The sequence below is a fragment of the Thermogutta sp. genome (assembly GCF_039793925.1).
In the GTDB taxonomy this organism is placed as follows: domain Bacteria; phylum Planctomycetota; class Planctomycetia; order Pirellulales; family Thermoguttaceae; genus Thermogutta.
Map to the genome: position 1 here is coordinate 57,776 of NZ_JBAMME010000376.1, position 13,468 is coordinate 71,243.

Here is a 13,468-nt window from a genome sequence, read left to right on the forward strand (position 1 = left end):
CCCGCTGATAGCCTATTCTGGGTAAGAGCTACGGGAATTGGCACCAAAGCCGAGGAAGTTTCTGCTGAGCATCCAATGCGAAGGTGAGGAGGCACCAATGAAGAACCTGCTTGTGTGGACTGGGGTTGTGATTGGACTGTCGCTTTCGCTGCTCCCAAGTTGGGGAGAATCGTGGAAGCCTGCTCCTAGCCCTTTAATGACCCGTTGGGCCAAGGATGTCTCCCCGGATCGCGTCTGGCCGGAATATCCGCGGCCCCAGATGGTGCGCGAAAAATGGGTCAATCTCAACGGCCTGTGGGATTATGCGGTGACCCCCAAGGACGCCTCTCAGCCGGAGAAATGGGAAGGGCAAATCCTGGTCCCGTTTTGCATTGAATCAGCGCTGAGTGGTGTGGGCAGAAAAGTTCTGCCGACCGAGCGGCTCTGGTATCATCGGAAATTCACTCCACCCGAATTGCCAGACGGTGGCCGATTGCTGCTGCATTTCGGGGCGGTGGACTGGCAGACCACAGTTTGGGTGAATGGCAAACAGGTCGGCGAGCACACCGGTGGGTATGATCCATTTACTTTCGATATTACGGAATTCCTCAAACCGGGTGAAAACGAGCTCGTCGTAGCCGTTTGGGATCCTACTGACACCGGCTGGCAACCTCGCGGTAAGCAGGTCCTCGATCCCAAAGGGATATGGTACACGGCCGTGACCGGAATCTGGCAAACCGTCTGGCTGGAACCGGTACCCGCTCAGCACATCGAAAAACTGAAACTTGTTCCAGATGTGGATCGGGAATGTGTCATCGTGACGGCGTACGCTCCCACCGGCTTGACGGTTCGTCTGAAGGCTCGGTTTGCCGGTCAGGACATAGCGGAGACCAGAGGTGCGGCGGGGCAGCCCATCGAGCTGCGGATTCCGCAGCCCAAGCTTTGGTGGCCTGAGGAGCCCAACCTCTACGACCTCGAAGTATCTCTGCTTTCCGAGGGCCGGGTCGTGGACAGGGTGGAAAGCTATTTCGGCATGCGTAAAGTCTCTGTGGAAAAGGATGAGAAGGGCATCAATCGGTTGATGCTCAATGGCAGATTTGTCTTTCAGTATGGTCCTCTCGATCAGGGTTGGTGGCCCGACGGACTTTATACACCAGCCAGCGACGAAGCGCTGAAGTTCGACATCGAGATGACCAAGAAGTTTGGGATGAATATGGCTCGGAAACACGTGAAATACGAGCCGGAGCGGTGGTACTACTGGTGCGATAAACTTGGCCTTCTGGTGTGGCAAGACATGCCATCAGGCGATGCCGGCCGCAATGAGGAAAGCCGTGCCAACTTCCGGAAAGAACTTAAAGCGATGATTGACGCCCGGTTCAACCACCCCTCAATCATCATGTGGATTCCCTTCAATGAGGGCTGGGGCCAGCATGATACGTGTGACATCGTCAAGTGGATCAAGGAATATGATCCGTCGCGGGTGGTGAACGAAGCCAGTGGCTGGCATGACAACGGTTGCGGGGACATCTCCGATATGCACCGGTACCCTGGGCCGGGAGTGCGGCCCATTGAAGAAAAACGGGCCTGCGTGCTGGGCGAGTTCGGCGGATTGGGGATGCCCATTCCTGGGCATCTCTGGAAAGAGCAGGGAGCTTGGGGATATGTGGCCTACGCCGACCAGGAAGCCCTCACCGACGCCTACTGTGAATTGCTGGCCCAGGTTCGGTTTCTGATCCCACAGGGCCTTTGCGCGGCGGTGTATACGCAGACATCGGACGTGGAAATCGAGGTCAATGGTTTGATGACTTACGACCGGGAAGTGATCAAAATCCAGGTGGACCGTGCGGCAGAGGCCGCCCGGCGGCTTCATTTGCCTCCCCCGGCCGTTCAGGTTTTGGTGCCCACCTCTGAGAAGCAGGGCCAGGTATGGCGCTATAGCACCGAGACCCCATCCGAGAATTGGATGACGCCCGACTTCGACGACTCGACATGGAAGGAAGGATCAGGCGGTTTCGGAACGCAGGGCACACCCGGGGCGGTAGTGCGGACTGTCTGGAATACCTCGGATATCTGGTTGCGGCGGAGCTTCAACCTGGAAAAGTTACCCGAGCACAGTGAACTGGCTTTGGCCATTCACCATGACGAAGACGCCGAGGTTTATCTCAATGGGCAGCTCATTAAAAGAACGAAAGGATTTCTCACGGGGTACACAATTGTGCCCCTGACGGGTGACGCCGCCCGAAAAGCTCTTAAACTGGGACGCAATGTGCTGGCTGTCCATTGTCACCAGACACGCGGTGGACAGTATATCGATGTGGGGCTCAGTTTGATTGTTGAGAAAGAATAGCCTTTGCGCTCGCCATCGCTCTCCGGCTATCACTCCGTCCGTGGGCGCGTGAGAGTGTGTGGTCGTTGGTTCGCCGCGTCCCTGCTCGCCCTCGGTGGGCGAGTTTTTTTACGCCGAGGCCACCATCGAGCAGTCGAGCGATCGAGCCGGACAATGGGAACAGTCTCCATGTCCGCCGCCTGCCGGCTGGACCACATGGAGCCGACGGATTTCAACCGTCGTCTGAAGGCCTGCCGGATCATAGGAGATCGTCCGCGAGACTGGTTCATTCTCAACAGCCAGCATGACGTACCACATGGTGCTCGCCCGATCCATCGCCTGTTGGTTGAGTGCCTGGATCGTTGCCAGCGCCTGTTCGTAGCTGAGCTGATCTTCCTGCAAGGTCCCTTGGGTGCGACAGATGCACAGGGGCATGTCCAGCGGCGAGGTCGGTTCCCATCCGGCGGGCCACCAGATGGAAGCGATTTTATATCGCAGCGGCGTGCAGATACGCAGACCTGGCCAGATTCTGCCCGGGCAGCCCACCTCGCACACCACAGCCCAACGACCTTCCCGCGCTGACCAGGACTGTTGGTTGAATTGGATCGCTTCCTTCACAGCAGAGAAAAACTCCTCTGTTTCCAGGAGTCTTTCGTTCGGTTGCGGAGGCTGGGGTGGGACATCATCAGGAGATGCCGGGACCCAGCCCTCGTCCACTGGAATCAACACCACGCGGTAACATGCCATGACAATCGCCTCTGACGAATTCCATCTTGCACACGAACCGGTATCTGGTTCCCTCACGATAGTATAAACCATCGATGGCCCAGAGCGAGCGATGGGGAGCCGAGAAACCGTAAATCGACAGTCCGCTTTACGTACGCCTTCGGTGGGATTACCATACATCGCGCCCGCGGAAACCTGTATTAAGCCCCCAAATGCCGGTATTCCCGGCAGGAGGAACGCCATGCAGTATGTTCGAACCTCAATATCGAACTCCCCGTGGCCATTCCTCAGAATCACCATCAATAAAATCAGGATGCTCGCGCTGGTGTCGATGACCTTTGCGTCGACCGTAATGGTATGCATTCCAGCGACGCAGGCCGGTATCGGTGAGGAGCCATCCAGCCAGAGTGAGATTCAGGGGAGCATCACGCAGCAAGATCTGGAGCGGGATTATTTGCGGCAGGTGGAACTTCGTGAGTGGAGTGCCGCCACGCGGCGCGCAACAACCACGGCCGACGATGCGCGGGGCGCGTGTGACGGCATCAAGGACGGCAAATGGGGATTCCACACCGAACGAGAGCCCAGGCCCTGGTGGCAGGTTGATTTAGGAACTCAATATTGTGTGGAGTCCATCGTAGTGTATAACCGTTGCGACACCGTGGCCTCTCGCGCCGCGCGGTTGCAGGTGCTCATCTCCTCAGACGCTCGCCAGTGGACACAGGTCTATCAGCATGATGGGACCGTATTCTACGGTTTCACCGACGGCCGACCGCTACGCGTGATCCTCAATAAATCCCCGGCAAGATTCGTAAGGGTGCAACTTCCCGATACAGAATATCTTCACCTCGACGAAGTGGAGGTCTATGCCGCAGATGGGGGTGAAGTTCGTAACGTTGCACTCTACAAGGCAGCGGATCAAAGCAGCCTGAGCATGTGGTCGAAATGGCATCCCGAGGGCGCACCGCAAGCCCGATGTTATCCTGTGCAGAAAGCTGTTGAGCGAGGTTTGGCCTTGGCAGAGGAACTCCTTCAGTTTTCCTCGATCGGTCCCGAAACAAGAGGCATTATTGCGCAAGAGGTGGAGAAACTACGTCAAGTCGCGGCGCAAGCTCGGAGCCCAGCCGCGGCGGATCAAAGTGTATCCCGAGAACTTTATTTGCAGGCCTGCCTGGCTTCTCGACGCATCGCGTTGTTAAATCCTCTCCTCAATTTTGAAAGTCTCGTCTTTGTCAAGCGCAAGCCGCCAGTGTTTCATCATATGTCGGATCAGCACTACGGCTGGTGGTGCCGACCAGACGGAGGACTGTACATTCTCGACGGGTGGAAAACCGATTCCCCGCGGCTGCGATGTCTGACAACCTCTCTCCCCTCTGGTTCGGTCATTCGTCCAGACGTCTCTTACGATGGTCAGCGTATTCTCTTTTCCTACGCTCGATATTACCCAGAATTACACAAGCACCCAAATAAGTTAGACAAAAACAATGTCCCCGAAGATGCTTTTTATCACGTTTATGAAGTGAATATCGATGGGACAGGATTGCGTCGATTGACATACGGTAAATTTGATGATATTGATGCTCGCTACTTGCCGGATGGTCGTATTGTTTTTCTATCCACGCGAAGGGGTATAACAACGCAAGTTCTACCAGATGCGCGACAAGTGGCAGTTACGTCGCCGCAGCCAGATTGCTATGTGCGGTGCGGAGGAGGGCCTGAGCGACCAGTAGCGATTTATACGCTCCATGTCATGAATGGTGACGGCACCGACATTCGGCCGATATCGGCTTTTGAAAGCTTTGAATGGCATCCCTGCGTTGATTTTTCTGGGAGAATTCTTTATGCGCGGTGGGATTATGTGGACCGGCATAATCAGCCATTTATGGGGTTGTGGTCTACGCTGCCCGATGGCACTGGCGTTCAGGCAGTCTATGGAAACTTCACGTGGAACCCGCTGTCGGTATTTGAAGCCCGACCTGTGCCAGGGTCACACAAAATCGTATTTACGGCCTCCGCCCATCATTCGATCACCGGGGGAAGTCTGGTTTTACTCGATCCTCGCCGCGGAACCGATGACGAAGCGCCTCTCACCCGCCTCACGCCGGAAGTGTGCTTTCCGGAGAGCGAAGGCTGGCCTGCCCATTATTACGCCAATCCGTATCCGCTGAGTGAGAAATTCTTTCTCGTTTCCTGGAGCGATAAGCCTGTCGCAGACCATGGGGGACAAATGGACGATGCCGGTCCGGGGCTTTATCTCTATGATGCCTTCGGTAATCTTCACCTCATTTACCGGGATCCCGAGATTGGCTGCGAGTGCCCTCTTCCTCTGGCTTCGCGTTCACGACCTCCTACCGTAGCTGGGGAATCACCGGCTTTTACCTCGCCCACAGCCACGTGCACGATCGTGGATGTTTACTCGGGAATGCCCAGGGTGGCACGCGGAACGGTGAAAAAACTCCGCATCGTGGGACTACCCGTCAAAACGCATCCCACCATGAATTACCCCGAACTGGGGTTGACTCACGAGGACCCTGGGAAGTTTGTGCTGGGGACAGTGCCGGTGGAATCAGACGGCTCGGCGTGTTTTCGCGTCCCGGCAGGAGTTTCCATTTTCTTCCAGGCACTCGATGAACGCGGGATGGCCCTCAGAACGATGCGCTCAGCCGTCTACTTCCAGCCCGGGCAGACCGCCAGTTGTATTGGATGCCACGAGTCGCGACAGATGGCGCCGCCGAACAGAGAGATCGCAGCGCTGAGAAAGGAGCCGCAGCCGATTCAACCAGGGCCCGTGGGGAGCTGGCCATTCGATTACAATGAACTCGTGCAGCCGGTTCTCGATCGCCATTGTGTGAATTGCCACAATCCTTCCGGGGAGGGTAGCAAATGGGACCTCACGTCGAACCATTCATGGGAGACGCTCGTGCGTTACGGCAAACCAAGTTTGGCAGACCTCGTACTCGAGGGTTACAGGCGGGGACGCTCTCTCCCGGGGGAAGGGTTGGCTGCGCGTGCCCCATTGGTTTCCCTGCTCACGAAAGGCCATTATCAGGTCGCCCTGGAAGCCGAGGATTGGGAACGCCTCATCACATGGATGGATCTCTACGGCCAGAAGCGAGGATACTTTGATGACGCACAGTATCAAGAGCTGGTCAACCTCCGGGAGCAATGGAGAGGAGGGCTCGTCGGCATGGCCAATGCGGCACGGTGAGGAGACTGACGAGTGAGCGCGTTTTGGTGGATGACATTTTCGCCTGAAATCACAGTCGTTGAGTGTATTCCCAGAAGCAGCCAATCAGACGATGGATCAGGCTATGCAAGGAGAAATCATCGCCATCGGAGATGAGATCACAAGTGGTCGAATTCTCGATACCAACAGCCAGTGGCTCAGTGTGCGGCTCGAGGACCTGGGGATTCGCGTGCTTTTCCACACGGTGGTAGGCGACGAACTGCAAGCCATGGTGGCCGTGTTTCGTCAGGCCATCGACCGTTCCGACGTGGTTATCACGACGGGCGGACTCGGACCTACGGCGGACGATCTCACTCGAGAAGCTCTGGCCAACGCCACCGGTCGCCAACTGGTCGAGTATCCCGAGGCCCTTGAACACATTCGCCAGTTCTTTCAGTCGCGGCAACGACCCATGCCGGAACGCAATCGGGTCCAGGCGGTCTTTCCGGCGGGAAGCGAAATGATTCACAATCCGCGGGGAACAGCACCAGGTATTTTTCTCGCAGTTCCTCGTGCGGGGCGATCACCCTGCTATTTCTCTTGTCTGCCGGGGGTCCCCGCAGAAATGCGGGAGATGTGGCCTCAGGTGGAAAAGCGCTTGCGGAATCTCGGAGCTGGACGCGAGTATATCCTCCATCGGGACATCAAGTGTTTCGGAGCCGGCGAAAGCCAGGTGGAAGCCATGTTGCCCGACCTTATCCGGCGGGGCCGGGACCCCCTAGTCGGCATCAATGCATCGCAAAACACTATCATCCTCCGCATTTCCACCCGCGGTGCAAACCGGGAAGAATGTGAAGCCAAGGTCGAACCGGTGGTTCGAACAATTTACAGCATCCTTGGGGACCTCATCTTTGGAGAGAACGAAACCGAGCTTCAGGATGTTGTCGTGGCACAGCTTCGCGACAAGGGCCTTTCTTTTGCATTGATAGAAACGACAACTGCTGGGCTGGTTAGCCAGTGGCTGAGGGCCGCGGAGAAACAACAGGACCGAACGTACCGCGGGGGACTGGTCGTGGAGGACCTAGCAACGGCGGAAGAACTTCTGGCTGGTGTCAGCACTTGGCCGAAGGCGAGTAAAAACGGCGAACCCGATTCGGCGCTCAGAGTGGCACGCGCATCCTTGGCGCAGCATCTGGCGCAAGTTTTCGGGGCAGAGATCGGTGCTGTAGCGGGGCCGCTTCAGTTTCTCAATGAAGAGGGTACACTTGCGGAATTCCCACTGGTTCTGTCCCAGGGTGATCGCGTTCTGGAAAAGACAATCCGTTTCAGCAGCCATCCCGATTTTCGCCAGATTACTGTAGCCAAGCACATCCTCAACACACTGCGTTTGTGGCTCAAAAACGGAACTTGAGGAACCTGAGCGATTCGGTGGTTGGGTGCGTGGGATCGGAAAGCCGGATTTACGAACGGTCAAATAGGCCCGACTTGCGGATTGCCCGCCAGAGACGCCATCCCCAGACGACGCTGACACCGGCTCCCAGCGCGCCGGGAAAAGAGAGATTCTGCATGTGACCGTTGAAAAGGCTTCCGATCCAGGGAAGATCGCCCAAAAGAGGCGGCACCTGAAAAGCGAGCATCAGGGAACAGCCCACAAACAGCGCACTCGCCAGGAGTCCTGAGACGAGTCGATTGGCGGAAGGCTCCAGGCCACGGTGTTCCAGGCGGATGTCGAACTGACCGCTTCGAATATGATCGAATAGATCGAGAAGGTTTTGGGGTAAAGCATCGATCAGGTGTTGAAAACGCCACGTGGCACGACGGAGCTTTCGCAATCGTCGACGCAGAGAGAACTGCTGCCAGAAGAATTCTTTCTGGTATTCCTGGATCACGTACAGAAGGTGGAATTTGGGATTGAGAAGCTGGGCGGTGCCCTCGAGAACGACCAGAGTTTTCAGGACGAGGGCAATGCGGGCAGGCAACATGATCCGATAACGGCGGAGGATCTCGAACATCTCGTTGAGTGCTCCGCCAAGATCAAACTGATCGATGGGCAGGTGCCCGTAGTAGGACACATAGTCCGTCAAATCCACGGTTAAGCTTGCCCGGTCTAGATCACGCGGTCCCTTTCCAATATGGCTGATGACATCGGCCAGTGTGATGGCATCCTGGGAAGCAAGTGCGGAGAGCAAAACCTGAACGTCTTCGCGGAGTTCATCATCCAGGCGGCCCACCATTCCAAAATCGAGAAGGCCCACCCGACCATCCCTGAGGATGAGGATGTTTCCCGGGTGCGGATCCGCGTGATAAAAGCCGTCCTGGAAAATCATTTTCAAGTACGCACGAGCACCACGGAGAGCCACCGCCTGACAATCGATTCCATCCCGCTCGATCTGCGCGTGATCTGCCAATTTGATCCCGTCCAGGTATTCCATGGTGAGCACTCTCCTGGTGCTGAACTCTGGAAATGCCCGGGGGATCTTAAGATCGTTGCTTTCTCGAAAGTTTGCTTCAAATTCCTGAAGATTGCGGAGTTCCCGCTGAAAGTCGAGCTCGCGTGTCATGGTCCGTTTGAGCTCGGTCATCAGTGCTACAGGACGGTAGGCCTGGAGATCAGGCAGCTTCTCGGCGAGCACGGCCAAGGCGTTAAGAATCTCCAGGTCCACGAGGACTTTCTCCTCGATCCCAGGATGCTGGATTTTCAGGACGACGGGACGGCCATCTTTCAATCGCGCTGTGTGCACTTGGCCGATGGAGGCCGAGGCGAGCGGCTCTTCGTGAAACTCTGCAAAGAGTTCCTCGGGGTCATGGCCCAACTCGCTGCGAATGACGCGTCGAACCACATCGCGTGGGTCGGGCATCACATGCTCTTGGAGTTCTTCAAGTTCTCGAGCAAGTTGCACGCCCACCACGTCGGGCCGCGTGCTGAGTACCTGGCCCAGCTTGATGAAAGTCGGGCCCAATTCCGTCAAGGCAAGTCGAAAACGGGTTGTCCAGGGCAATCGAGCGACGATTTCTCCGGTGGGCCCCTTGATGAGATCCCGGGCTATTTCCAGGCCGAGACGATCAATCCAGTCCGCCAGGCCGTACTTGCTCAGGACGGAAAGAATTTCGGCCCACCGGGTGCCGTGGCGATAAATCTGACGGACGTGGAACAGGTGCATGTCGCCTCGGTCCTCGGTAAGTGTGGGATGTGGAGTCGACTGCTGGCCGGTGGGGACGGCGCTTCCCGGGTAACCCGGCCGTCGCTCAACTGTAAATACCCATCGGCCGATAATGAGTCTTAGATGCTCATTCCTTCGCCCAATTCCATCATAGTTTCCGGGGAGGCGAAAGGGGCGGTCCAATCCGGACCCCCTTGACGATCTCGAGGACGGCTGTGTAATGAAAATAACGAGGATCAAATGACGCCCGGCGGAGGCAGTCAGAAAATCGAAAGCCGGGGGTTGATCCTAAAACCTACCACCCTCTATAATGACGAATGCCCACTGAGAAAAGTGCCTCTTGAGTGGGTGCATAAGAGAAGAACGACGCACAGGACGGGGAGGGGTTGACAGGAGAGCGGGAGGGGCGATAGATTGAGATTGTCAGGAGTGAAGAAGGCTCCTGGGCAAACGAACAGGGGACGTAGTTTGGAAACAAAGTGCGACCCCAGTTGGTTTGCCGCGGAGTGATGACAGCAGGTTATCGCTCCGTGTTTTGTTCTTTGACAATTTGGTTGTGATCTTTGGTGGCATCTGATGCCGAGCGTGCGAGGCTACGGCCGGACGTGTCGCGATGATGGCATGTTCGGCTGGAGGCGAGCGTAGTGAGCTTGGGTATCGGCGACCCGCCGGAAGGTGGGAGCGTTCGATACATGTGGCCAAGCTCCTAAGGGCGTACGGTGGATGTCTCGGCGTCGAGAGGCGATGAAGGGCGTGGAAGACTGCGATAAGCCCGGGGGAGCTGTCAAACAAGCGATGATCCCGGGATCCCCGAATGATCACACGCTGAATCCATAGGCGTGTGAGGCGATACCCGGCGAACTGAAACATCTTAGTAGCCGGAGGAAAAGAAAGAAAACTCGATTCCCTCAGTAGCGGCGAGCGAAAGGGGAACAGCCCAAACCGTGGGGATTTTCCCTGCGGGGTTGTAGGGCCTCCACATGGGTGATGTGACTGGCTAGCTGAACCATCCTGGAAAGGTGGACCACAGAGGGTGACAGTCCCGTAAGCGAAAGCTGGCTCACAGCCCGGAGGTACCTGAGTAGGTCGGGGCACGTGGAACCCCGACTGAAGCAACGGGGACCATCCCGTAAGGCTAAATACTCCTCGACGACCGATAGTGGACCAGTAGGGCGACCGAAAGATGAAAAGAACCCCCGTGAGGGGAGTGAAAGGAGACCCTGAAACCGTATGCCTACAAGCGGTCGGAGCACCGATTCCTCGTTCCGCAAGGAGCGAGGTAGGTGTGACGGCGTGCCTTTTGCATAATGATCCGGCGAGTTACTGTCGGCGGCTTGGTTAAGGCCTTCCGGGCCGAAGCCGTAGGGAAACCGAGTCTGAATAGGGCGTTTTGTCGCCGGCAGTAGACGCGAAACTGCGTGACCTACCCATGGGCAGGGTGAAGCGCGGGTTACACCGCGTGGAGGCCCGAACCCACTTGGGTTGAAAACCGAGGGGATGACCTGTGGGGAGGAGTGAAAGTCTAATCAAACGCAGAGATAGCTCGTTCTCTCCGAAATAGCTTTAGGGCTAGCCTCGAGACACTACGCACCGGGGGTAGAGAGACTGAATTGGCATGGGGGCCTTCGCCGGCTGCCCAGCCGAACCAAACTCCGAATACCGGTGCGACTATCTCGGGAGTCAGTCCCTGGGGGATAAGCTCCAGGGTCGAGAGGGAAACAACCCGGACCACCAGCTAAGGTCCCTAAGTAAGGCTCAGTCACAAAGGAAGTGGGGTTGCTGAGACAGCCAGGATGTTGGCTTAGAAGCAGCCACCATTTAAAAAGTGCGTAAAAGCTTACTGGTCGAGCAACCCTGCGCCGAAAATGAACGGGAGTAAGCCTTACACCGAAGCTGTGGGCTACGCAATGCGTAGCGGTAGGAGAGCGCTGTAGAGCAGATACAGGCCGCTTCGTGAGGAGCGGTGGCGGGCTCTACAGGTGATTATGCCGGAATGAGTAACGATAAAGCAGGTGAGAATCCTGCTCGCCGAAAGCCTAAGGTTTCCTGGGGAAGGTAATTCCGCCCAGGGTTAGCCGGTACCTTAGTCGAGGCCGAAAGGCGTAGACGATGGACAGCAGGTCAACATTCCTGCGCCACTGAGGAGGACTGACGGAGGGACGGCGTCCGTAGGGTGATCGGACGGCTAGAAATGTCCGTGGACCGTTCTGAGGTGGGGGTAGGCAAATCCGCCCCCGTAAGCCAAGGGACGGGACCGACCGCGTTTTGTTCGGGAAGTCATCCGAAAGACGCCCGAGAAAAGCTCCTAAAGGTTGAATCCTCAGTGACCGTACTAAAACCGACACAGGTAGGCGAGACGAGTAGTCTCAGGCGCTCGGGAGAACGCTGGTTAAGGAACTCTGCAAAATGGCCCCGTAACTTCGGGAGAAGGGGTGCCCTCGGAGGTGATGAGCTTCTGGGGGTCTCAGTAAATCGGCTCTGGCGACTGTTTATCAAAAACACAGGACTCTGCTCAACTCGTAAGAGGATGTATAGAGTCTGACGCCTGCCCGGTGCCGGTAGGTTAAGGAAGCGGGTTAGCCGCAAGGCGAAGCTCGCAACCGAAGCCCCGGTAAACGGCGGCCGTAACTATAACGGTCCTAAGGTAGCGAAGTTCCTTGGCGGGTAAGTTCCGTCCTGCATGAATGGCGTAACGACCGGAGCACTGTCTCAACCAGCGACCCGGTGAAATTGTAGCTGTGGTGAAGATGCCACATACCCGCGGCTAGACGGAAAGACCCCGTGAACCTTTACTGTAGGCTGGTATTGGGCTGTGGTGTATCTTGTGTAGGATAGGTGGGAGGCTGTGAAGCCGGGACGCCAGTTCCGGTGGAGCCGCCCTTGAAATACCACCCTGGATACACTTTAGTTCTAACTCCGATTCCCGTAAACCGGGCGGAGGACAGTGCCAGCTGGGCAGTTTGACTGGGGCGGTCTCCTCCTAAAGAGTAACGGAGGAGTCCAAAGGTACCCTCAGCCTGGTCGGCAATCAGGCGTTGAGCGCAAAGGTAGACAGGGTGCTTAACTGCGAGACCGATGGGTCGAGCAGATACGAAAGTAGGGCTTAGTGATCCGGTGGTCCCGGATGGAAGGGCCATCGCTCAACAGACAAAAGGTACTCCGGGGATAACAGGCTTATCGCGCCCGAGCGTCCATAGCGGCGGCGCGGTTTGGCACCTCGATGTCGGCTCATCGCATCCTGGGGGTGGAGAAGCTCCCAAGGGTTTGGCTGTTCGCCAATGAAAGCGGTACGTGAGCTGGGTTCAGACCGTCGTGAGACAGGTCGGTCCCTATCTACCGTGGGCGCACGAGGCTTGAGGAGGGTCCTCCTTAGTACGAGAGGACTTGGAGGGACGCACCTCTGGTGTACCAGCTGTCGCGCTAGCGGCACGGCTGGATAGCTATGTGCGGAAAGGATAAGCGCTGAAAGCATCTAAGCGCGAAGCCCTCTCCAAGATGAGGCCTCGTAAGGGTTCTAACCCGAAAGCCCCCTGGAAGACTACCAGGTTGATAGGCCGGGTGTGTAAGCGCAGCAATGCGCTGAGCTAACCGGTACTAACGGGCGAAAGCTTGGCCACATGTATCAAACGCTCCCCCTGCTCGACATCAAGCCGCCACCAAGGATACAACCGCCCCCTCCCTCCGACCGATGTCCGTCTCTCCAGACGGCATCGGTCCTTTCCCGGTGGCCACACCCGGAAGGAAACACCCGTTCCCATTCCGAACACGGCCGTTAAGCTTCCGGGGCCGATGGTAGTACCAAAAGTGCGAGAGTAGGTGCTGCCGGGATTAATTCACCGACCCCCTGATGGCTAACCATCGGGGGGTCCTTTTTTTAGCCGTATCGAACTCCTTAAAAATTCTCTACGTCGTATCCCTGCGCGACTCCCTCGCCGTTTGCTATCATCGAATTGTTCAGCTCCAGCAGCGCGCCTGTAGCTCAGGGGATAGAGCGGCGGTTTCCTAAACCGTAGGTCGCAGGTTCGAATCCTGCCAGGCGCACTGACACAGTCGGCCGAAAAACCCCGTGATTTCCCGCGTAAGTGATGGATTTCACGGGGTTTTTGCTTGCGC

Annotated in this window: 5 protein-coding genes, 1 tRNA gene and 2 rRNA genes; 6 read left to right on the plus strand and 2 right to left on the minus strand. The window is 56.8% G+C overall.

What is annotated here, in order from left to right; genetic code table 11:
* The first annotated feature begins 97 nt into the window (after positions 1-97).
* Positions 98-2,326, plus strand: coding sequence for a sugar-binding domain-containing protein (locus tag ABJK56_RS20535; RefSeq protein WP_347246561.1), 2,229 nt, complete (start codon positions 98-100; stop codon positions 2,324-2,326).
* A 108-nt stretch (positions 2,327-2,434) separates the two neighbouring features.
* Here the strand turns inward: ABJK56_RS20535 and ABJK56_RS20540 are convergent, their stop codons facing one another.
* Positions 2,435-3,052, minus strand: a complete 618-nt coding sequence (locus ABJK56_RS20540; RefSeq protein ID WP_347246562.1) for a hypothetical protein — start codon at positions 3,050-3,052, stop codon at positions 2,435-2,437.
* A 220-nt stretch (positions 3,053-3,272) separates the two neighbouring features.
* Here ABJK56_RS20540 and ABJK56_RS20545 point away from each other — a divergent pair, with 220 nt between their 5' ends.
* Both ABJK56_RS20545 and ABJK56_RS20550 read left to right on the plus strand, forming a co-directional pair.
* Entirely contained in the window at positions 3,273-6,236 is a 2,964-nt protein-coding gene (locus ABJK56_RS20545; protein WP_347246563.1) for a discoidin domain-containing protein, read from the plus strand.
* Between the two features lie 91 nt (positions 6,237-6,327).
* Positions 6,328-7,605: a CinA family nicotinamide mononucleotide deamidase-related protein gene (locus tag ABJK56_RS20550; RefSeq protein ID WP_347246564.1), complete on the plus strand. Its 1,278-nt coding sequence runs from the start codon at positions 6,328-6,330 to the stop codon at positions 7,603-7,605.
* A 49-nt stretch (positions 7,606-7,654) separates the two neighbouring features.
* On the opposite strand, the gene ABJK56_RS20555 is transcribed toward ABJK56_RS20550, so the two are convergent.
* On the minus strand, positions 7,655-9,538 hold the full coding sequence (locus tag ABJK56_RS20555; RefSeq protein ID WP_347246565.1) for an AarF/UbiB family protein: 1,884 nt from the start codon (positions 9,536-9,538) through the stop codon (positions 7,655-7,657).
* A gap of 513 nt (positions 9,539-10,051) precedes the next feature.
* On the opposite strand from ABJK56_RS20555, the gene ABJK56_RS20560 reads away from it, so the two are divergent.
* From ABJK56_RS20560 to ABJK56_RS20570, 3 genes are all read left to right on the plus strand, one after another.
* Positions 10,052-12,972, plus strand: a 23S ribosomal RNA gene (locus ABJK56_RS20560).
* 103 nt (positions 12,973-13,075) lie between these two features.
* A 5S ribosomal RNA gene (gene rrf / locus ABJK56_RS20565) occupies positions 13,076-13,183 on the plus strand.
* Positions 13,184-13,323: 140 nt separating this feature from the next.
* A tRNA-Arg gene (locus ABJK56_RS20570) sits at positions 13,324-13,396 on the plus strand.
* Positions 13,397-13,468: the final 72 nt, after the last annotated feature.